Below are 20,740 nucleotides of genomic sequence, written 5' to 3' on the forward strand. Positions count from 1 at the left end.
GCTTTTCTTCTATTAGATTTTTATGATATTTGTTAATTCCCGTTTTTTCTTTCAAAAAGTTACAGGTGTTCAAAGATGGGCTTTAGAAATTTCCTATCATTTAAGTCGTTTAGACTCTTCTTTAAAATTTATAACTTTTAAACAGAATTTGGACCCTTCCAGGGATCATTTAAATGTTTTGTTTTGTGGATTTTTTAGAGGACATTTGTGGGAACAGATAGATTTGCCTCTTTTTCTTTATAGAAAAGGTAATCCATTATTAATTAATTTATGTAATACGGCTCCATTGTTATATGTTAACCAACTAGTTTCAATACTTGATTTATCCTTTATAAGAAATCCCTCTTGGTTCTCCAAGAAATTTGTTTTATTCTATCGATTTTTAATACCTAAGATAGCTAAAAGAGCTAAAAAAATTATCACTATTAGTGAATTTTCAAGGCAAGAAATAGTAAGCTTGTTAAACATTCCAGGGGAAAAAATAGAGGTTATTTATTGTGGAGTTTCTGAAAGACTTAAATTTTTTTCTCAAAAAGATTTCCCTAATAAATATGGTCAATACATTTTGACTGTTTCTTCGCTTAATCCTAGAAAAAATTTCGGCAATCTTATTCTTGCTTTTAATAAGTTAAAGCTTAAAAACTTAAAATTAGTTATAGTTGGTGATTTTGATAGTAGGGTCTTTTCTAATCAAGTATTAAGTGATTTAATTTTGGGTAATCCTAATATAATTAGAGTTGGCTATGTTTCGGATCAAGAATTATCTGGATTGTATAAAAATGCTTTATTGTTTGTGTACCCTTCTTTATATGAAGGCTTTGGTTTGCCCCCCCTTGAAGCAATGTCATGTGGTTGTCCAGTAGTTGTTTCTAATATTGCTAGTTTGCTAGAAGTTTGTGGTACCGCAGCCTATTATGTGAATCCTCATGATATAAATGATATAGCTAGAGGTATTTATACAGTTTTAAAAAATAAAGACCTTCGAGATGATTTAATAAAAAAAGGTTATGATAGGGCTAGACTTTATACTTGGCATGGGTCAGCTCAAAAAATGATGAGGTTAATAAGGGAGGTTGTTAATGGATAAGGTTGCACTAATTACAGGTATTAGAGGCCAGGACGGAGCATATCTTGCGGAATTTCTTTTAAAAAAAGGATATAAAGTTTATGGGGCAGATAGAAGGAGTGCTGATTCTACTAATTGGAGATTGAAAGAACTTGGTATTGATAAAGAGGTAGAAATAGTTTATATGGATTTATTGGAGTTGACTAATGTTATAAAGACAATAGAACAGGTTAAGCCTGATGAGGTTTATAATCTTGCTGCGCAAAGTTTTGTTGGTGTTTCTTTTCAGCAGCCTATTCTTACATCCGATGTAAATGCTTTAGGTGTTTTGCGTCTTTTGGAAGCTATTAGATTGTTTAGTCCTCATGTTAAGTTTTATCAGGCATCTACTAGTGAACTTTTTGGTAAAGTTTGTGAAATACCCCAGACAGAAAAAACACCGTTTTATCCTCGTAGTCCTTATGGAGTAGCTAAGCTTTTTGGTCATTGGATTACAGTAAATTATCGTGAGGCTTATAATATGTTTGCCTGTTCTGGTATTTTATTTAATCATGAGTCTCCTTTGCGTGGTTTGGAGTTTGTGACTAGAAAAATAACATATGGGGTAGCCCGAATTAGATATGGTCTTCAGGATAAGATTTTTTTGGGAAATTTAGATGCTAAAAGAGATTGGGGGTATGCAAAAGAATATGTTGAAGGAATGTGGTTAATGTTACAGCAAGATTCTCCTGGTGATTATATTCTTGCTACTGGTGAGACTCATTCTGTAAAAGAGTTTGTTGAATGTGCGTTTGCAGTAGCAGGATACAATATTTATTGGGAAGGTGAAGGTTTGAACACCAAAGGAATTGATAAAAAGACGGGGAAAATAATGATAGAAATTTCACCTAAATTTTATCGTCCTTCTGAAGTTGATATATTAATAGGTAATCCCAAAAAGGCAAAGGAAAAACTCGGTTGGATGCCTAAAACTAAATTTGAAGATTTAGTTAGAATAATGGTAGAGGCTGATCTTAACAGAGTTCAGCGAGAACTGAAATGAAGGTTTCTTTGATTCATGATTGGTTAGTTACATTTGGTGGGGCTGAAAGTGTTCTGGAAAGTATTTATGAACTTTATCCCGGCTCCATATATACTCTAGTTTTTAATAGAGAGCCCTTTAAGGGGACTATTTTTGAGAGTTGTGAAATTTATACTTCTTTTATACAAAATCTTCCAAAATCAGAAAAAAAATATAGAAATTATTTGCCTTTTTTTCCTCTAGCTGTGGAGCAATTTGATCTTTCGTCTTCAGATTTAATACTATCTATTAGTACCTGTGTTGCAAAGGGTGTTTTAACGCGATCTGATCAGCTTCATATTTGTTATTGCTGTACACCAGTTAGATATGCTTGGGATCTTTACTATTCTTATTTGAATTCAACTGGTTTAAATAAGGGATTTCGGGGAATGCTTGCTAAAATTATTTTACATTATATTCGTATGTGGGATATTTCGACGGTAAATAGAGTTGATTTTTTTGTCACTCTTTCTCATTCCATAAAAAGGAGAATTAAGAAAATTTATGGACGTGATTCGGAAGTTATCTACCCTCCTGTAAATACTAATAAATTTAATGTTTTTTCTGATAAAGATAATTTTTATTTAACAGTTTCACGTATGGTACCTTATAAAAAGATCGATTTGATTGTTGACGCTTTTACTCAAATGCCAGAAAAAAAATTAGTTGTTATTGGAGATGGTCCTGATCTTAAAAAAATTAAATTAAAAGCTAAAAAAAATATAGAAATTTTAGGTTTTCAACCTTTCGAGGTCTTAAAAACTTATATGGAAAGAGCAAAGGCTCTTGTTTTTGCTGCAGAAGAGGATTTTGGTATTGTAACAGTTGAAGCACAAGCCTGTGGGACTCCGGTTATCGCCTTTGGAAAAGGAGGAGCTACGGAAACGATAATTGACGGAAAAACTGGTCTTTTTTTTAAGGAACAAACTGTTTCTAGTCTTATAGAAGCTATTTTAAAGTTTGAAAAGATAGAAGATAAATTTGATCCTCAAGTAATTCGTTCTAATGCAGAACGATTTAGTAAAGAAAGATTTAAAAAAGAATTTAAAGACTTTGTCGATGGTAAAATTTCTGTTTTTTGGGATTGATCAATAACTACCTTCTCTTTTTAAAACTACAGCAATGGTTTTTATCAAAATAGTAAAGTCTAACCATAGTGACCAATTAAGAACATACCAAACATCCATCTGAAGGCGGTCTTTAAAAGTTAATTTGTTTCTCCCTGATACCTGCCATAATCCACTTATTCCCGGCCTTGTTTGAAGAATGAGACTTTGAAAATCATTCATCTCTGGTTCTTCTTGGGGCAGGTAAGGGCGAGGGCCAACTAAAGACATCTCTCCCTTTAAGACGTTAAAAATCTGCGGGAGTTCATCTAAGGAAGTTTTTCTGAGTAATTTCCCTATTCTGGTTACTCGAGGATCATTATTTTTAAGTTTTTTGTAAATTTGCCATTCTTTGGCGGCTTTAGGATTTTTTTGCAGATATTTCTGAAGAATTTCGTCTGAATCTTGGTACATTGTCCGAAACTTATAAATTTTTATCCTCTGCCCCCAGCGCCCTAGACGTTCATGGACAAATATAGGGGCTCCCGGGGAGTCAATTATGATGGCCAGAGAGAGTATTCCCATCAAAGGAAGTAGGAATGGAAGCAAAAGAAGACTTATGCCTAAATCAAAGAAGCGCTTAATAAACTGGTTAAAGGGTGATTTAAGGTTGTTACGTACTTTAATAAAGAAAAGTTTTTCTTGGAAAAGAACCTGGGTCTCAGCATTTAACATACCAAAGTTTTTGAAGTCTGGAACAATGCAGATTTCTTTTACCATGCTCTGGACTGAGGCAAAAATTTCAGAAAGCTCTCGGCTACTGAAAGAAGGTACGGCCACAAAGACGGTCTCTACTCCAAGAAAAGAGATAAATTTGCTAATTTGACGCAAGGAACCGAAGACCTTTTTACCCTCTATAAACTGACCATGTCTGTGAGAAGCATCATCTAAAAGTCCTATTACTTCGTACCCAAGATAAGGTTCTTTCTCTATAGAACGGATGAGCTCTGCGGCTCCTTGTCCGGCTCCAAGGACTAATGCCCTACGTCGATAAAGAGAAATTTTAAAAAGAGTGGATTTAATTAAATAGCGAGATAAAGGAAGCAAAAAGATAGAAGAAGAGAAAGTTAATCCCACAATCAGTCTAGGAACCTGATTACTCATCTTTTTCATGGCTACCAAAGCGTAGATGATTACAAAAGCTAAAAAGAGAGCCTTGATAATCTCTTTGGTCTCTTCCCAAAAGGGAAGACGCCTATCATAGACCCTTTGGTAAGCGAGGGAGAAGGGAACAGCAATAAATAACCACCAGAACCGCTGAAGGTTTTCCAATCCCGACATCCATGTATATGCAGGTAAAGATGGGAAGATTTCTCCCAGATAATTACGTAACCAAAGAGAAAGAAATAGACTAATTACCAGAGAAGATAGATCGCCTAGTATAAGGAATAAATAGTATTCAGGTCTTTCTTTACCCGTTTGAAAGAGATGGCGAGGATAAAAGGTAACAATTTTTCCCCAGGAAAGATCTGATATATTTTCATTTTTAAACTTAGGTGGTTTTGTATTTCCATCCATCTTTCCACCTCAAGAGTTTTTTAAAACCTTGTTAGAGATACTTTAAGTCATATAAAAATATTTTTTCTCCTTTAAGTTTATCTTTATACAAGATATATGGCCTTTATTTCCGCTTTTCATCAGATAGATTATCTATTGAAAGACATATTTGCGTTCTGTGATCCTTATAGAAAATTCTCTAAAAGTGTTTTTTTTTCAGAAGTTACATATGTCTTAAAGGATTTCATAACATTTTTAGTATCCATGATCCCAGCCTAAAGGGCATAATAATTTTATCAAATATGGCCTAGGGTTTTTTGATGAGTTTACACTTTTAGCCTTACCATCCGTGGGGACTTAATTCTAGGGGAAATGGAAAGGGGATTTTCAACTTTTTGACACTGGACGTTTTAAAAAATATCGGACGTGAATACTCATTTTTAGCTATTTTAAGGATTCCCACTTTTATATGGGTTTTGGTAATGCCTTTTGAGGCGGGGACTTCAGGGTTTTTTCGGCTTTGACCTAAACGGACTCTTAAATTTCACGGTTGGATACGACAGATCCTTTATACATCATCACTTTTCCCTAGACTACATAAAGACGCATATGACAACTTCAGAATAAGTTATAGCAGGAACGGTTAAGCTATTACGGACGTCCGACAGCATAGCCTCGACTACTGCCGGCACTTCCGTTGAGGTAGTGGAGGGCCGAGGCCTCTCCCCTAACGGATCATATGGAAAGATATCATCAAGCTCTTCTAAAGCCCCAAAAACATGGGATATATTAATCAGAGCACAAAATAGTCGACATCAATCTAAGGCATACCTTACCATCGGAGCACGAAAGTAACTCCTCACTATCTCCGGCTGCCTCTGCGTGCTCATAAGATAGCTGCGTACATTACCCTCCATCTCCTCCATGCTCCGCTTCCGGCGCCTCCCCACCGCATTCGTCTTCACATCCTGGTTCAAATACTCATCCGGATTAAGCTCCGGACTGTATCTCGGCAAATAATGCAGTTCCAACTCGTCCTCTTTGCCCTTCAACCACTCCTTAATCCTCTTTGCCCGATGCACACGGTGATTATCCACTATAAGATAAATCTTCCGCCCCTTTTCTCGTGATCTTATCAGCCTTCTTAAAAATTCAAGAAAAACTTCTGTCGTAAATCTCTCCCTAAAAATCATAAACTTAAGCTTCCCCCGGTTGTTGATGGCAGAAATCATATTGAATCGAAATCTCTTGCCGCTCACCTCCACCACCGGTGTCTCTCCCCTCGGCGCCCAACTCCTCCCCGCTTGATGATCTGACCTGATCCCTGTCTCATCTCCCCACCAAATCTCTGCCCCTTCCTCCTTGGCCCTCTTCCTTATCCGGGGATACTCCTTCTCAAGCCAGGCCTTTACTTCCTTCGGATTTCTTTCATAGGCCCGTTTCAAAGGCTTCTGCGGCGTGAAATTCCATCGCCTCAAATACCGGCCCACCGTCCATATCGAAAGCCTTATCCCAAACTTCCTCTCTATCAGTTGCCCCACCGCCTCCCTGGTCCAAAGGGAAAAGGGAAGCTTCAACTGATCAGGACAACGGTCCCGGATGATGCTACAAATGGTAGCTGCTTGCCAGCCCAAAAGTTTTCCTCCCTTAGGACGTCCGCGAGGCTTGATTTTAAGGGCTTCCTCCCCACCTTGGCGATAAAGTTTTAGCCAGTAAGTCACAGTGGTTCTGGCTATTCCCAACATTTGGGCCACTTCTTCCTGGGTTTTTCCTTGTTCCAACACGGCGTGGACGGCTCTAAAACGCAAAGCTTCTTGAGCTTTGGGAGGAAGTTTACGTGCGTCTATTTTGGGAACTTTTGGAGGGCTAGAGTCCATATCTTTACATACCAGGAATTGGCCCTATTGTCGAGTATTTTCTGCTCCCATTAATAAATGTCACACAAAAAGTGCTTTCAGTATAAAAAGGATGTGCTCTGTTTTAAGAGAAATAGCTGGGAAAAGATTTTTTGGGGAAGATTAAAGGGCTCTGATGACCTCTGGGGCCTATAAAGTGCAGGCCATGGGCATGAAGTTTTTCTTGAAAGGTTGATATCCTACTAAAAGCTTGGCGCGCCCGGGAGGACTCGAACCTCCAGCCTTTGGATTCGTAGTCCAATGCTCTATCCGATTGAGCTACGGGCGCGCATAAGGAATTTTTGCCAAAGTTACCCCATTTACGGAGGCTTTTCAATAAAGGTCTTCTAGATATAAAATGGCGCGCCCGGGAGGACTCGAACCTCCAACCTTTGGATTCGAAGTCCAAAGCTCTGTCCGATTGAGCTACGGGCGCGCACCTAAGCCCTGAAAGATCAAGACCTTTCCTTGACGGCTTAAGCAAAATACATTAGATCGGCCTGTGTTTCCAGATAATTTTTGCTGGGGGAGTTAGTCGTGGAAGAAAGTGGGGTTTTACAGAAGAGGAGAGAGAAGGCTGAAGAGCTTGAACGTTTGGGAATCCCCCTTTATCCAAATAATTTCCGGGCTAAAGACCGAGCGGGGGCCATTCTGGAGGTTTTTGGAGACTATAAGGCTGAAGAGCTAGAGAAGGTCCCTGGTCCCTTCGTTTTGGCTGGTCGACTTATGGCCCGCCGAGATTTTGGTAAGGCCTGCTTCGGTCATATTCAGGATGAAAGTGGTCGGATCCAAATCTTTGTTAAGAGAGATGAAGTAGGGGCCGAAAACTTTAAGCTTTTTAAGAAATATATAGATATCGGGGATATAATTGGTGTTAAGGGTCGACTTTTCCGAACTAAGACGGGTGAGCTGACGATTTTGGTAGAGGAATTTTCTCTGGTTACCAAAAGCCTCCGTCCTTTGCCTGAGAAGTTCCACGGCCTCCAGGATATAGAGCTTCGCTATCGCCAACGGTATCTGGATCTTATCGTTAACCCCCGGGTCCGGGAGATCTTCCGCCGACGAACCAAGATTATTCGCCTCATCAGGGAGTACTTTGCCTCTCGAGGATTCCTGGAAGTGGAGACTCCAATGATGCAACCCATCCCCGGCGGGGCTACGGCCCGGCCCTTTAAGACCCACCACAATGCCCTGGGGGTAGATCTTTATCTGCGTATCGCCCCGGAGCTTTATCTTAAGCGCCTTCTGGTGGGAGGGTTCGAGCGAGTCTTTGAGATAAATCGCAATTTTCGCAACGAGGGGATTTCCATCCAGCATAATCCCGAATTTACCATGTTAGAGTTTTATCAAGCCTATGCCACCTACGAGGACCTCATGCCGCTTACCGAGGACCTCATCAGTTATTTGGCCCAGGAGATCCTCGGAGATACCAAAATCACCTATCAGGGTGAGATTATAGACCTTACTCCCCCCTGGCCCCGACTGGCTTTTAAAGAGGCTCTCTTGAAGATCGGGCAGGTGCCAGAGGAAGTTCTTAAGGATCGGAAGACGGTTATCGCCTTTGCCCGGGAACGAGAAATAAAACTTGATGAACGAGAGCCCCTGCTTGGCAAACTCTGGGCCAAGCTCTTTGATGCCCTAGTGGAGCCTAAGCTTATTCAGCCTACCTTTGTCACCCATTTCCCGGTGGATATCTCGCCTCTTGCCCGACGTAATGAGGCTGATCCAACGGTTACTGATCGCTTTGAGCTTTTTATCGCCGGGCGAGAGATCGCCAATGCCTTCTCCGAGCTTAACGACCCTCGAGATCAGCGGGAACGTTTCCTTGAGCAGATCAAAAAAGGACGCCACGACGAGGAAATTCACCCCGAAATGGATGAAGACTTCGTCCGGGCCCTAGAGTACGGTATGCCTCCCGCAGCCGGCGAGGGAATAGGAATTGATCGTCTGGTGATGCTTTTTACCGATAGCCCATCTATTCGAGAGGTGATCCTCTTCCCTCAGCTTCGTCCTGAAAAGAAAGGATAGGCCTCCTCATGGCACTTGAGTGGTTCGTCAGCCTGCGCTACCTCTGGGCCGGCCGGAAAAGACCGGTAACCGCCTTTTTTACGACCATCTCTGCCCTGGGAGTGGCGGTGGGGGTTATGGCCCTCATTGTAGTCATTGCCGTAATGAGCGGCTTTGAGGATCACCTCCGGGATCGAATCCTGGGAGTGAACTCCCACATTATCGTCCGGAGCCTGGCCGGGGAGATAAGAGACTATGATCAACTCTGCCAACGTCTAGAGAGAATCCAGGCTCCGGCCTCGGGCTTCTGGGGGCGGCTCCTGGGGCAAAAGGCCAAGGTGCTGGCTGCCTCTCCTTATGTTTACGCTCAGGGGCTCCTTTCGGCCCCCGGGGGCACAAAGGGGGTGGTTATCCGGGGGATTGACCCGGCTCGGGCCTCTCGAACCATCAGGGTCTCTTTTGTTCAGGGGAGCTTTAGCGAGCTGAAAAAAGGCAAAGGTCTTCCCGGGATCATACTGGGAAAGGAGCTGGCTAAGGCCCTGGGAGTGGTTCCTGGAGAGAAGGTCCGTCTTCTTCTCCCCGGTGGTCTGGCTACTCCCTTGGGGCTTCTTCCTCAGGTCGAAGTTCTTAGGGTAGTGGGGATCTTTGACTCCGGAATGTATGAGTTTGATTCCTCCATAGCTTTCATCTCTCTGGCTGAGGCCCAGAGGATCCTTGGGCTCGGAGAGGCTGTTCACGGTATAGAGTTGATTGTCTCTGACATCTTTGCCACCGATCGTCTGGCCCGTGAGATTTCAAAGGTTCTCGGTTATCCCTTTGTGGTTATGGACTGGCGTCAAATGAGCCGCTCCCTCTTTTCAGCCTTAAAACTAGAAAAGCTGGCCATGTTTATCATCCTTACCCTTATTGTTCTGGTGGCGGCCTTCAATATTGTCTCCACTCTTATTTTGATGGTTATGGAGAAAAGGCGGGATATCGCCATTCTCAAGTCTATGGGAGCCACTGATGGGGCGGTTATGCGGATATTTGTTTTAGTGGGTCTGGCCCTTGGTGGTTTGGGGACTCTATTGGGGGTTTCCGGCGGGGCCGGAATCTGTTTCCTGATCTCCCATTATCATCTCATTAAATTGCCGGCAGACGTTTATTATATAGATCATCTCCCGGTGAGGATGGAGCTGGCCGATGTGTTCATTATTGCTACCTCGGCCATGCTCATCTCCTTTGCGGCCACAGTTTATCCCGCCCTTCAGGCAGCCCGGCTAAATCCAGCCAAGGTTCTGCGCTATGCCTGAGGTGGCCATTGAAGTCCAGGATCTGGAGAAGACCTTTGTCTCCGATGGCCATCGGGTAACGGTTTTCTCCGGCCTTAACCTGACCATCTACAGTGGGGAGGCGGTGGCCATTGTTGGAGCCTCGGGGGTGGGCAAAACCACCCTTCTCCATATTTTGGGGACGCTGGAGAGGCCCAGCCGGGGTAGAGTCTGGCTCTTCGGACAGGATGTCTTTTCCCTTTCGGAAAGGGAGCTTTCTCGTTTCCGCAACCAAGAGATTGGCTTTGTGTTTCAGTTCCACCATTTACTGCCGGAGTTTACAGCCCAGGAAAACGTCATGATACCTTGTCTCATCGCGGGGCTCCCTCCTGCCGAGGCCGCTAAGAGGGCTCAGGGGCTTCTTGAGGCTGTCTCTCTTGGTCATCGTCTGGACTACCGGGTAGGGGATCTTTCCGGAGGGGAGCAGCAGCGGGTAGCCATTGCCCGGGCTTTGGTTCTCTCCCCCCGTCTCCTTCTGGCCGACGAGCCCACGGGGAACCTGGATCCCAAGAGCGGAGAAAAAATTGGACAGTTGATTTTAGACATGAACCGGGCTTATCATACCACGACCGTAGTGGTCACCCACAACCTGAGCCTGGCCAGGCGTATGGATCGCTGTCTGGGGCTCTCCCAGGGCCGGGTAATCGAGCTGGACAAGGAGCATCCGTGGCCCGATTGGGAATAATAGTTGTTATTTTTCTATTGTTCGTGCCGCTATCGGTCAGGGGGGCCATTGGCCCTCAAGAGAAAGTATTGGTCCTCCCTCTCAAGATCTATGCTCCCCAGCCTCGCTTGGAGCTAAAAAAGGAGCTTTATGATCTCCTGGTGCAACGCCTTGTGGGTGAGGGGCTCCAGGTGATTTTACCTTCTCGGGCCCAAAAGGTCCTGGGGGGCTTACCGGAGGAGCCATCTCTGGGACAGCTCAAGGAGATAGCTGAGAGGCTCAAGGTCTCGGCCATTGTCTGGGGCAGTGCCACCGAGTTTGCTGGGCGTCTTTCTCTGGACCTTAAAGTTTTTAGACCTGGCTATCCGCTACCGGCTAAAGCGATTTACGCCGTAGGAGATCCCGCCTCCCCGGCAGACTTGGCCCGTCGGGCGGCCAGAGACCTGGCTATAGTGATTCTGGAGCGCAAAAAGGTGGCCCGGATTCAGATCCTGGGGTGCCAGACCCTTGATCCTGATGCTGTTCGGGCCATCATCAAGACCAGGGTGGGAGATATCTACGACCCCAAGACCATCAGGGATGACATCAAAAACATCTTTAAGATGGGTTACTTCGATGATGTCCGGGTAGATGTAGAGGAAAAAGATGGCGGGCTTTTAATCACCTACATCCTTAAAGAAAAACCCACGGTGCGTAAGATCCGCATCGAAGGCAATAAGGCTATCTCCGATCAAAAACTTATGGAGATTCTGGGGCTTAAGACCCATTCGGTCTTCAACCCTAAAGAAATCAGAGAGGCCGAGGAAAAGATCAGGTATGTCTATCGGGAAAAGGGCTACTATGACACCAAGGTTTCCTCGGAGGTGAGGCCTTCGGGCCCTAAAGGGGTGGAGGTGGTTTTTAAGGTTAAGGAAGGCCAGAAAATCTATATCAAAGAGATCCGCTTTGAGGGCAATCGGGCCTTTAAAGATAGCGAACTTAAAGACATTCTGGAGATCAGCGAGAAGGACTGGCTTACCTGGCTCAAAAAGGCCAAGAGCATCTTTACCGGTGGTGGGGTCGAGCCCGGGGTATTGGCCTGGGGGACCCTCCGTCGTGATCTGGGTAAAATAGTCTCTTTCTACCACAACCATGGCTATATTGACGCCCGGGTGGGCGAACCAAAGGTGGTTCAGAAGGGACGGTGGATATATATCACCATTCCGGTGGAAGAAGGTCCTCAGTACGGGGTGGGCAAGGTAGACATAGAAGAAGACCTCTTCAAAGACAAAAAATTTCTTCTCTCTCAGCTCTCTATCACCAAAGAGAAGGTCTTCAGTCGAGAGACCCTTCGTCGAGATGTCCTTAAACTTACCGATCTTTACGCCGACAAGGGCTATGCCTACGCCGAGGTAGAACCAGAGATTAAAAAAGACCCTAAGGCTCTCAAGGTGGATGTGGTCTTTAAGGTGGACAAAGGCCCCCGCGTTTACATCAACCGCATCGAAATTACCGGTAATACCCGCACCAGGGACAAGGTCATCCGACGGGAGCTTCTGGTGCAGGAACAGGAGTTCTTCTCGGCCACGGCCATTCGTAAGAGCAACAACCGTCTGCGACGTCTGGGCTATTTTGAAGACGTGAGCATCTCCCCGGAGAAAGGGGTCAGAGAGAATGAAATGAACCTTGATGTCAAGGTCAAGGAGCGACCTACCGGGACTTTCAGTATCGGGGCCGGCTACAGCTCAGTAGATAATGTCATCGTTATGGGAGAGATTTCGCAGCGGAACTTTCTGGGTAAAGGGCAGGTTCTTTCCTTCCGGGGAATCCTTGGTGGGCGGACCAACCGCTACACCTTTTCCTTTACCGAGCCCTACTTCAGGGATACCCATCTTTCGGTGGGGGTGGATCTCTACAACTGGGAACGGATCTATGACGACTACACCAAAGACTCAACCGGTGGGGGGCTGAGATTTGGCTATCTCCTCGATCCAGACACCAGGCTCTACTGGGGCTACCGTTTTGACAACACCACCCTTAAGGATGTCAGCCCTTGGGCTGCCTGGGCCATCCGGGAGAGTCTGGATATAAACATCACTAGCGCCGTGAATGTGGGTATCTCTCGGGATACCCGAAACAACTTTTTTGATCCCACCGGGGGAGCCCTTAATTCCATCAGTCTGGAGTACGCAGGAGGCCCCCTTGGGGGAGACAGCGCCTTTATTAAGATCCAGTACACGGGAAGCGTCTATTACCCATTTATTCTGGGGACAACCTTTCATCTCCGGGGAGGGGTTGGCTACATCACCGAAGGCTCTGGAGGAAAGCTTCCTATTTATGAAAAATTTTACCTTGGGGGGCTGGAGAGTGTTCGGGGCTATCGCTACTGGGATATAAGTCCGGTTGATCCAATAACCGGAGAACGAATTGGCGGCGAGCGCATGGCCTTTGTCCAGATTGAGGATATCTTCCCCCTGGTGGCCAACATCGGCCTCAAGGGAGTGGTCTTCTTTGATATGGGCAATGTCTGGGGTAAGGACGAAGGCTACAACCTCTCAGACATCCGGCAAAGTGTGGGCTTCGGAATAAGATGGCTTTCTCCCATGGGGCCAATGCGCATTGAGTGGGGTTACAACCTCAACGCCAAAGAGGGAGAGGACAAAAGCAGCTGGAATTTCCGTATCGGGGGGTATTTCTAGTGGGCAAAAGGCTTTCTGAACTGGCTTCTCTGGTTGGGGGGCGCCTGGAGGGGCCAGATATGGAAATAAAGGGTCTGGCTCCTCTTTCTCACGCCAGGCCAGATGATCTTTCTTTTGTCATCTCTGGCAAATATCTGGCCGAGGCCAGGGGCTCACAGGCCGGGGCCCTTATCGTCCCCGAATCGTTGGCTTCAAAACTTTCTGACCGGAGTCTGATTGTTGTCAGCGATCCCTATCTTGCCTATGCCAAGGTGGCCCAGGTCTTCTTTCGAAAGCCCTACCGACCCTCAGGGATCAGCCCTCATGCGGTGGTAGGAAGGGAGTGCCAGATTCCAGATGATGTCTCCATTCATCCCCTGGCTGTCTTGGCAGATGGTGTGCGTTTGGGCCATCGGGTGGTGGTTTTTCCGGGAGCTTATCTGGGAGAGGGGGTTGAGGTGGGAGATGATTCGGTCATCCATGCCAATGTGGTGGTCTATGCCGGTTGTCGCATTGGCCGTCGGGTGACTATTCATGCCGGGGCCATTATCGGAGCCGATGGCTTTGGCTATGCCCGAGATGGTCAGGAGTGGGTCAAGATCCCCCAGGTGGGGACAGTGATTATCGAAGACGATGTGGAGATCGGGGCCAATACCACCATTGACCGGGCTGCCTTTGGAGCCACGGTGATCGGCCGGGGGACCAAAATCGACAATCTCTGCCAGATAGCCCACAACGTCCGCATCGGTCCTCACACGGCCATGGCCGGCCTGGTGGGAATCGCTGGCTCGACTACTGTCGGCCGGGGGGTGATGCTCGGTGGCGGGGCCGGTTTGGCGGATCATCTCCGTATCGGCGACGGAGCAATGGTGGCTGCCCGGGCCGGTGTCCACAAGGATGTCCCCGACGGATCGATAGTCGCCGGGGCTCCGGCCATGGAACACCAGCGCTGGCTACGGACCATGGCCGCTGTAGCCAGGCTACCGGAGCTAGTTCGGGAGATCCGGCGCCTTAAGGAGCGCCTGGCACGTCTTGAGGAGGGCCGCCATGAAGAATGATTTTCAGATAGAAATCCAGAAGATTATGGATTTTCTGCCCCATCGATATCCCTTTCTTTTGGTGGATCGTATTCTGGAGGTGGAACCCGGGGTCTCTATAAAGGGGCTTAAAAATGTGACCATCAATGAGCCCTTCTTTCAGGGACACTTTCCCGGGCAACCCATTATGCCCGGGGTGCTTATTCTTGAGGCCATGGCCCAGGTGGCTACCATTTTAGCCAAACTCACTGATCCGGAAGAACTGGCCGACAAGTTGGTTTATTTTGCCGGAATTGATGGGGTACGTTTTCGACATCCCGTACATCCAGGAGATCAACTTATCCTGGAGCTCGTTAACCTCAAACGCAAACGAAACATCTGGAAAATGGCCGGCAAGGCCTATGTGGCTGATCGTTTGGTAGCTGAAGCCGAACTGATGGCCGCTATCCGTTAATTTCAGATTAAACTTTTAGGAGGTTAGATGATCCATCCCACGGCAATAATCCATCCCGGGGCCAAGATAGGCCCTGGGGTCTCCATTGGGCCCTATACCGTCATAGGAGAGGAGGTGGAGGTAGGTCCAGAGTGCGAAATACACTCCCATGTGGTCATCGAGGGCCGGACGAAGATCGGGGCCCGCAACAAAATTTTTCCTTTTGTTTCCATTGGAGCTCCCCCACAACACCTGAAATATGGTGGTGAACCCACCAGGGTGGAGATCGGCGATGACAACGTTATTCGGGAATACGTGACAATCAATCGGGGTACGGTTTTAGATAAGGGCGTTACCAAGATCGGAAATGGCTGTTTTCTTATGGCCTACGTCCACGTGGCCCATGATTGTATCCTCCACGATGGGGTAATTATGGCCAATGCCGCCACCCTGGGAGGACACGTGGAGATAGGGGAGAGGGCCATTCTTGGTGGCCTGGTGGCTGTTCATCAATTTTGTCGGATCGGGCCTCTGGCCTTTATCGGGGGGGCCTCGGGAGTAAATAAAGACATTCCCCCCTTCACCATGGCCCGTGGCAATCCGGCCAGACTTTACGGTCTTAATCTGGTGGGCTTAAGGCGGGCTGGCCTCAGGCCAGAGGCTATTGAGGCCCTGAGACAGGCCTTTCGGATTCTTTTCAAATCTTCTCTTCCCCTTAAGGAGGCCCTGGCCAGGGTGAGGGAAGAGGTCTCTCCTCTTGATGAATTAGAGACTCTTCTTTCCTTTATTCAGTCTTCTCAGAGGGGAGTGGCCCGTCTGGTCAGCAAAGTCGAAGAGAACGATTTTTGAAGAATGCCAAAGATCGGTCTGGTTGCCGGAGGAGGGAAGTTTCCTGTTCTCTTTGCTCGGGAGGCCGCCTCTCAAGGATATGACGTAATCTGCGTGGCCCATGTGGGGGAGTCCGATCCAGTGCTTGAGGAGGTCTGTCATCGCCTCTACTGGATAAGACTGGGCCAGCTGGGACGTCTAATAAAAATCCTCAAAAAGGAGAAGATCTCAGAGGTAGCCTTTCTGGGACGCATTACCAAGACGCGGATGTTTCGTGATGTGCGCCCGGATCTTCAGGCCCTTCTTCTCTGGCGTAAGATCAAAGATCGTCATGATGACGCTATATTGAGGGCCGTGGCCCAGGAGCTGGAGAAGGAGGGGATTCAGGTTATCGAGAGTACCCGGTTTTTAAAAGACCTTCTCATGCCTTCCGGCGTTCTCACCCTTAAACGTCCCAATGCCGAGCAATGGGAAGATATAGCCTTTGGTTACCGTATGGCCCGGGCTATTGGGGAGCTGGATATCGGTCAGTGTGTGGTGGTCAAGGATCGCACAGTTTTGGCGGTAGAGGCCATTGAGGGGACAGATGAAACCATCCGACGGGGCGGAAGACTTTGCGGTCAGGGGGCCGTAGTGGTCAAGGTAGTCAAGCCCCAGCAGGATCGCCGTTTTGATCTTCCTTCCGTAGGCCTTAAGACCATTGAAACCATGGCCGAGGTCCGGGCAGAAGTTTTGGCGGTAGAGGCCGATGAGGCCCTCTTCTTTGATCGGGCCGAGGCCATTGGCCTTGCCAACAAGTTGGGAATTTGTATAGTGGGGGTAACACCTGAGGTTCAGGCCCATGGGAGACCTTAAAGTCGCAGTTATCGGAGTAGGTTACCTGGGGCGCTTCCACGCCGAAAAGCTGGCCAGGATGCCCGGGGTCCGGCTGGTGGCGGTGGTGGATATTGTCCCGGAGAGGGCCAAGGAGGTAGGAGAGAGGCTGGGGGTAGCCTCTCTTACTGACTATCGGGATCTGGCCGGTGAGGTGGAGGCGGTAAGCGTGGTTGTTCCCACCAGAGAACACTTCTCGGTGGGGCGTTTTTTCCTTGAGCAGGGAGTCCATGTCTTTGTGGAAAAGCCTATCACCGCCACCTTGGAGGAGGCCGATCAACTTATCGAGCTGGCCGGAGAAAAGAACCTGGTCCTTCAGGTGGGTCATATCGAGCGTTTTAATCCGGCTGTGGCCGAACTCCTTAAGCAGGTCGATCGCCCCCTATTTGTTGAGGCCCATCGCCTCTCGGGCTTTAAAGAGCGGAGCCTGGATATAGATGTTGTCCTGGATCTGATGATCCACGACTTAGACATTGTTCTGACCATGGCTCGAGCTCCGCTTAAGACCCTTCATGCCGTAGGGGTCCCGGTGCTCTCAGATAAGGTTGACATTGCCAGTGTTCGTTTGGTTTTTGAAGATGGCTCTACAGCAAATCTTACAGCCAGTCGGATCTCTTTGCGGGCCATGCGCCGGATCCGGGTTTTTGCCGCTGGTCGTTATCTGGCCGTAGATAGCATGACCCGCAATTTTCTCTCTGTCAGTCGTCTCGTTCGCCCGGGCGGCCAGAGCACCTTTATTCCGGATGAAAGATCCTTTCCGGAAACTGACCCTCTTTATGAGGAACTAAAGACTTTTGTTCAGGCGGTAAAGGAGGGACAGGAGCCACCGGTTTCAGGGCGTGAGGGGCGGGAGGCCCTGGGCCTGGCCCTGACCATTCTTAACGAGATCTCTCGACACCTTCAAGAACATCCCATTCCTCTTAACGACCCTTGGATTCAGGACTTAAAAGCCACCTCCGTATTGCCATAGTCGCTGGAGAGGCCTCGGGAGATCTTCACGGGGCGGCCTTCATACGGGCCATTCGGGATCTCTGCCCCGGCACCCAGGTAGTGGGTATCGGCGGGGAGAGAATGGTTCAGGCCGGCTGTGAGGTCTTCTTCCACGCCAGTCGCCTGGCCGTGGTGGGGCTGGCGGAGGTCTTTCCCCGCCTGCGGGATGTCGTTCGGGCTTTCCAGAAGATGAGATCCTACCTTAAAGATTCGCGGCCGGATCTTCTGGTGCTTATAGACTTTCCGGAGTTTAATCTTCTCCTGGCCCGGGTGGCCAAAAGGTATGGAGTGCCCGTCTTCTACTACATAAGTCCTCAGGTCTGGGCCTGGCGCCAGGGGCGAGTCAAGACCATTGCCAGGGTAGTGGATCTGATGGCCGTGGTCTTGCCCTTTGAGGAAGAGTTTTATCGCCGTCATGGGGTAAGGGTACACTATGTGGGCCATCCTCTACTTGACCTGGTCAAGGTTCATTTATGCCGAGAAACATTTCTTAGGGTCGTCGGTCTTCCCCCTGACTGCCGCCTTCTGGCCCTTTTACCTGGCTCCCGACTCCACGAGGTGGAAAGGCTCCTTCCGGCCTTTGTTGGGGCCTATGAGCGCTTAAGATCCGAAATTAATGGTCTTCAGGCCCTCTGTGTTCGGGCTCCAGAGGTTCCCATGGAACTTTATGCCCCGGCCTTTGCCGCCGGGGTTAAGGTAATAGACGGCTATGCTTATGAGACCATGGCCGCGGCTGAGGTGGCTCTGTTGGCCTCGGGCACCGTGACTCTTGAGGCGGCCATTGTGGGGGTGCCCATGGTCATTGCCTATCGTTTGAACCCCCTGACTTACTTTTTGGCCAGGAGGCTGGTGAGGGTGCCTTATATTGGTTTGGTTAATCTGGTGGCTGGTGAAAAGGTGGCTCCGGAGCTCATTCAGGAGGAGGCCACAGCCCAGCGTCTGGCCGAAGAGGCCCGCCAGATTCTCCTTGATGAGGATCGGGCCCGGAGGATAAGGGCCCGTCTGGCCGAGATTAAGAACTCTTTGGGCCCCGGACAGGCCGCTTATCAGGCGGCCAATCTGGCCCTTAACCTGGCAAGTGGAAGAAGGTGATATCCCTTTATCTCTATCGCTGTCTCTCCTGGTTGATTCCTCCCCTGGCCCTGATAAGGGGGCTTGGAGGACGAAGCTCCCTGGCCCTTAAGAGGCTGGCCCCTGATCTTTCTCAGGCTCCGGCAGGAGGGATCTGGGTCCACGGTCTTTCGGTGGGTGAGGTGGGCGCGGCGGCGGCCTTCATCCAGGCCTTCAGGAGGGCCCATCCGGATCAGGAGATTCTCCTTTCGACTTCTACCGCCTGGGGCCTCTCGCGGGCCCAAAAGGAGAGGGCCTTTGTCTTTCCTGCTCCTTATGACTTTTATCCTCTGATAAAGAGGGTCATTGCTCGTTTAAGGCCCCGACTCTTTGTGGCCCTGGAGACTGATCTCTGGCCTAACCTTCTCTGGGGGCTTAAGGCGGCTGGAGTGCCCCTGGCCCTGATCAATGCCCGCATATCGCCTGCTTCGGCCAGGCGACTGAAACGATTTCCCTTCCTGGTGGAGCTGCTCTATGGGGCCTTTGATCTTATCTGTCTTCCTTCAAAAAGCGTGGGGGATCGCCTGGCCTGGCTGGGGCTTAAGGTACCCTTTGAGATCACGGGAAACATCAAATACGATCTGTCCCCCCCTGATGAGGGCAAAATTTCCTCCTTGGCCCAGGAGTTTTCCTTTCTCGGCCGCCCTCTGATTGTAGCCGGAAGTACCCATCCGGGAGAGGAGGAGATCCTTATTGAAGCCTTTGTCCGTCTGCGGCACAAAAAACCTCGGGCTTCTCTTATTCTTTGCCCCCGTCATCCAGAAAGGGCCACCGAACTCTTGGCCTGGCTGGGGCAAAAGAACCTCCCGGCCTCTCGGAGAAGCGTCCCCCAAAGGGGCTCAGCGGTCGTGGTGGTAGATACCATGGGTGAACTCTGGGCCTTTTATGGTCTGGCTGATCTGGCCTTTGTGGGGGGGACGCTTGTTCCCCTAGGGGGGCATAACCTGCTTGAACCAGCGGCTCTCAAGGTACCGGTTACCTTTGGTCCTTATGTCTCCGCCGTAAAAGAGGTGGCTGAGGAGCTTGTGGAGTCTGGCGGTGGTCTTAAGGCCAGAGAGGTCTCAGATCTTCTGGGAGCCTGGCAAAGACTTCTTGAGGGCCGCGAGAAGGCCGGTAAGGCTGCCTGGTCGGTCTTCAGGAGGCACCAGGGAGCTACCGCTCGGGCTGTGGCCGCCGTAGGGAGGCTTCTTTCATGAGCCCCCTTCATCTCCTGGGAAGGCTTTATGGAAGACTTATGACCATAAGGGCCAATCTTTACCGCCGGGGGTTTTTAAGATCCTATACCCTTCCTGTCCCGGTTATAAGCGTGGGTAATCTCAGCCTGGGGGGGACGGGGAAGACGCCCTTTACCCTTTGGCTGGCCCGGTTTCTTATTCGTTTTGGTCATCGGCCGGTGATTCTCTCCCGCGGTTATCGGCGGCGGGGAAGGGGAACGGTGGTTGTCTCCACCGGCTCTGGCCCACTGGTTACTCCGGAGCTTGCCGGAGACGAGCCTCATCTTCTGGCCAGCCGGCTTTCGGGGGCCCTGGTAGTAGTGGATAAAGATCGCTACCGGGCCGGGGCCCTGGCGATATCCAGACTCTCGGCCTCTATCGCCCTCCTTGATGATGGTTTTCAGCATCTTCGCCTAAAGCGGGACCTAGACATTGTCCTCGTCTCACCGGAGACCGATCCCCGACGGGAGGCAATCTTTCCGGCGGGCCGCCTTCGGGAGCCCCCGGCGGCCCTCTCTCGGGCCGATGCCCTGATAATTACCAAGGCCAATCTCTTCCCGGAGGAGAAGGTAAGAGGGCTTGAGGATTATCTGGCCTCCTTTGGTCTTCCAGTCTTCAAGCTCAACTACCGGGTAGAGGGGCTGTATGATCTTTCGGGAGATCCGGTGGCTTGGCCCGAGCCTCCCTGGGGGGCCTTCTGTGGCCTGGCCCAGCCCTCAGCCTTTTTTGCCCTTCTGGAATCTGAAGGGCAAAAACCGGCCTTCAGGCTTTCCTTTCCGGATCACCACCGCTACAGCTCCAGGGATCTTGTCCGTCTGGGGAGGGCCTTGCAGCAAAAGGGGCTGAGGGCCCTGATCACCACAGAAAAAGACGCTGTCAAACTTAGGTCTTTTGAGCCGGAGTTGCCCATCTTCTGCCTCCGACTTGATCTTGAGGTGGCAAAGGATCTGGAAGGTTTTATAATCGAAAAACTAAAGGGCTTGTCCTGAAATA

17 protein-coding genes and 2 tRNA genes are annotated in these 20,740 nt (G+C 48.9%); 15 read left to right on the plus strand and 4 right to left on the minus strand.

Annotation, left to right across the window (positions count from 1 at the left end):
• The first annotated feature begins 22 nt into the window (after positions 1 to 22).
• The 3 genes from G4V39_RS08795 to G4V39_RS11330 are packed head-to-tail and all read left to right on the plus strand — an operon-like array spanning position 23 to position 3,214.
• Positions 23 to 1,087, plus strand: a complete 1,065-nt coding sequence (locus G4V39_RS08795; protein WP_166032581.1) for a glycosyltransferase family 4 protein — start codon at positions 23 to 25, stop codon at positions 1,085 to 1,087.
• Positions 1,080 to 2,108 carry a GDP-mannose 4,6-dehydratase gene (gene gmd, locus G4V39_RS08800; RefSeq protein ID WP_166032582.1) on the plus strand — a complete coding sequence of 343 codons (1,029 nt, stop codon included), beginning with the start codon at positions 1,080 to 1,082 and terminating at the stop codon, positions 2,106 to 2,108. The genes G4V39_RS08795 and gmd overlap by 8 nt, the downstream gene beginning before the upstream one ends.
• On the plus strand, positions 2,105 to 3,214 hold the full coding sequence (locus G4V39_RS11330) for a glycosyltransferase (RefSeq protein WP_166032583.1): 1,110 nt from the start codon (positions 2,105 to 2,107) through the stop codon (positions 3,212 to 3,214). The genes gmd and G4V39_RS11330 overlap by 4 nt, the downstream gene beginning before the upstream one ends.
• Here G4V39_RS11330 and wbaP read toward each other — a convergent pair whose 3' ends face one another.
• The 4 genes from wbaP to G4V39_RS08825 form a co-directional block, all read right to left on the minus strand.
• On the minus strand, positions 3,215 to 4,750 hold the full coding sequence (gene wbaP, locus G4V39_RS08810; protein WP_166032584.1) for an undecaprenyl-phosphate galactose phosphotransferase WbaP: 1,536 nt from the start codon (positions 4,748 to 4,750) through the stop codon (positions 3,215 to 3,217). It lies immediately after the preceding gene.
• 794 nt (positions 4,751 to 5,544) lie between these two features.
• Entirely contained in the window at positions 5,545 to 6,606 is a 1,062-nt protein-coding gene (locus G4V39_RS08815; RefSeq protein ID WP_166032585.1) for an IS630 family transposase, read from the minus strand.
• A gap of 230 nt (positions 6,607 to 6,836) precedes the next feature.
• Positions 6,837 to 6,913 (minus strand) — tRNA-Arg (locus tag G4V39_RS08820).
• A gap of 70 nt (positions 6,914 to 6,983) precedes the next feature.
• Positions 6,984 to 7,060: transfer RNA gene (locus G4V39_RS08825), tRNA-Arg, on the minus strand.
• 101 nt (positions 7,061 to 7,161) lie between these two features.
• Here G4V39_RS08825 and lysS point away from each other — a divergent pair.
• From lysS to lpxK, 12 genes are read left to right on the plus strand one after another with little or no spacing between them, the layout of a single operon-like run.
• Entirely contained in the window at positions 7,162 to 8,652 is a 1,491-nt protein-coding gene (gene lysS / locus G4V39_RS08830; protein ID WP_246169652.1) for a lysine--tRNA ligase, read from the plus strand.
• A gap of 8 nt (positions 8,653 to 8,660) precedes the next feature.
• Positions 8,661 to 9,923 (plus strand): lipoprotein-releasing ABC transporter permease subunit, encoded by a 1,263-nt coding sequence (locus G4V39_RS08835; RefSeq protein WP_166032586.1) that lies wholly within the window; start codon positions 8,661 to 8,663, stop codon positions 9,921 to 9,923.
• On the plus strand, positions 9,916 to 10,626 hold the full coding sequence (locus G4V39_RS08840) for an ABC transporter ATP-binding protein (protein WP_166032587.1): 711 nt from the start codon (positions 9,916 to 9,918) through the stop codon (positions 10,624 to 10,626). The genes G4V39_RS08835 and G4V39_RS08840 overlap by 8 nt, the downstream gene beginning before the upstream one ends.
• Positions 10,608 to 13,283, plus strand: coding sequence for an outer membrane protein assembly factor BamA (gene bamA, locus G4V39_RS08845; protein ID WP_166032588.1), 2,676 nt, complete (start codon positions 10,608 to 10,610; stop codon positions 13,281 to 13,283). The genes G4V39_RS08840 and bamA overlap by 19 nt, the downstream gene beginning before the upstream one ends.
• Positions 13,283 to 14,320: a UDP-3-O-(3-hydroxymyristoyl)glucosamine N-acyltransferase gene (gene lpxD / locus G4V39_RS08850; protein ID WP_166032589.1), complete on the plus strand. Its 1,038-nt coding sequence runs from the start codon at positions 13,283 to 13,285 to the stop codon at positions 14,318 to 14,320. Before bamA ends, lpxD begins: the two co-directional genes overlap by 1 nt.
• The gene (gene fabZ, locus G4V39_RS08855) at positions 14,310 to 14,753 is read left to right on the plus strand and encodes a 3-hydroxyacyl-ACP dehydratase FabZ (protein WP_166032590.1); all 444 of its coding nucleotides are present in this window, start codon (positions 14,310 to 14,312) and stop codon (positions 14,751 to 14,753) included. Before lpxD ends, fabZ begins: the two co-directional genes overlap by 11 nt.
• 27 nt (positions 14,754 to 14,780) lie before the next feature.
• The gene (lpxA, locus tag G4V39_RS08860) at positions 14,781 to 15,581 is read left to right on the plus strand and encodes an acyl-ACP--UDP-N-acetylglucosamine O-acyltransferase (RefSeq protein ID WP_166032591.1); all 801 of its coding nucleotides are present in this window, start codon (positions 14,781 to 14,783) and stop codon (positions 15,579 to 15,581) included.
• A gap of 3 nt (positions 15,582 to 15,584) precedes the next feature.
• Positions 15,585 to 16,415, plus strand: a complete 831-nt coding sequence (locus G4V39_RS08865; protein ID WP_166032592.1) for an LpxI family protein — start codon at positions 15,585 to 15,587, stop codon at positions 16,413 to 16,415.
• Entirely contained in the window at positions 16,402 to 17,403 is a 1,002-nt protein-coding gene (locus G4V39_RS08870; RefSeq protein ID WP_166032593.1) for a Gfo/Idh/MocA family protein, read from the plus strand. The genes G4V39_RS08865 and G4V39_RS08870 overlap by 14 nt, the downstream gene beginning before the upstream one ends.
• Positions 17,364 to 18,515 (plus strand): lipid-A-disaccharide synthase, encoded by a 1,152-nt coding sequence (gene lpxB / locus G4V39_RS08875; protein WP_166032594.1) that lies wholly within the window; start codon positions 17,364 to 17,366, stop codon positions 18,513 to 18,515. The genes G4V39_RS08870 and lpxB overlap by 40 nt, the downstream gene beginning before the upstream one ends.
• On the plus strand, positions 18,512 to 19,729 hold the full coding sequence (locus tag G4V39_RS08880; RefSeq protein ID WP_166032595.1) for a 3-deoxy-D-manno-octulosonic acid transferase: 1,218 nt from the start codon (positions 18,512 to 18,514) through the stop codon (positions 19,727 to 19,729). Before lpxB ends, G4V39_RS08880 begins: the two co-directional genes overlap by 4 nt.
• On the plus strand, positions 19,726 to 20,736 hold the full coding sequence (gene lpxK, locus G4V39_RS08885) for a tetraacyldisaccharide 4'-kinase (protein ID WP_166032596.1): 1,011 nt from the start codon (positions 19,726 to 19,728) through the stop codon (positions 20,734 to 20,736). Before G4V39_RS08880 ends, lpxK begins: the two co-directional genes overlap by 4 nt.
• Positions 20,737 to 20,740 lie beyond the last annotated feature (4 nt).

It is taken from the genome of Thermosulfuriphilus ammonigenes (assembly GCF_011207455.1).
GTDB lineage: Bacteria > Desulfobacterota > Thermodesulfobacteria > Thermodesulfobacteriales > ST65 > Thermosulfuriphilus > Thermosulfuriphilus ammonigenes.

Excerpts from the sequence above, each read along its gene's own strand:
- G4V39_RS08795 (WP_166032581.1), top strand. The coding sequence starts at position 23 with ATGATATTTGTTAATTCCCGTTTTTTCTTTCAAAAAGTTACAGGTGTT.
- gmd (WP_166032582.1), top strand. The coding sequence starts at position 1,080 with ATGGATAAGGTTGCACTAATTACAGGTATTAGAGGCCAGGACGGAGCA.
- G4V39_RS11330 (WP_166032583.1), top strand. The coding sequence starts at position 2,105 with ATGAAGGTTTCTTTGATTCATGATTGGTTAGTTACATTTGGTGGGGCT.
- wbaP (WP_166032584.1), bottom strand. The coding sequence starts at position 4,750 with ATGGATGGAAATACAAAACCACCTAAGTTTAAAAATGAAAATATATCA.
- G4V39_RS08815 (WP_166032585.1), bottom strand. The coding sequence starts at position 6,606 with ATGGACTCTAGCCCTCCAAAAGTTCCCAAAATAGACGCACGTAAACTT.
- G4V39_RS08835 (WP_166032586.1), top strand. The coding sequence starts at position 8,661 with ATGGCACTTGAGTGGTTCGTCAGCCTGCGCTACCTCTGGGCCGGCCGG.
- G4V39_RS08840 (WP_166032587.1), top strand. The coding sequence starts at position 9,916 with ATGCCTGAGGTGGCCATTGAAGTCCAGGATCTGGAGAAGACCTTTGTC.
- fabZ (WP_166032590.1), top strand. The coding sequence starts at position 14,310 with ATGAAGAATGATTTTCAGATAGAAATCCAGAAGATTATGGATTTTCTG.
- lpxA (WP_166032591.1), top strand. The coding sequence starts at position 14,781 with ATGATCCATCCCACGGCAATAATCCATCCCGGGGCCAAGATAGGCCCT.
- G4V39_RS08865 (WP_166032592.1), top strand. The coding sequence starts at position 15,585 with ATGCCAAAGATCGGTCTGGTTGCCGGAGGAGGGAAGTTTCCTGTTCTC.
- G4V39_RS08870 (WP_166032593.1), top strand. The coding sequence starts at position 16,402 with ATGGGAGACCTTAAAGTCGCAGTTATCGGAGTAGGTTACCTGGGGCGC.
- lpxK (WP_166032596.1), top strand. The coding sequence starts at position 19,726 with ATGAGCCCCCTTCATCTCCTGGGAAGGCTTTATGGAAGACTTATGACC.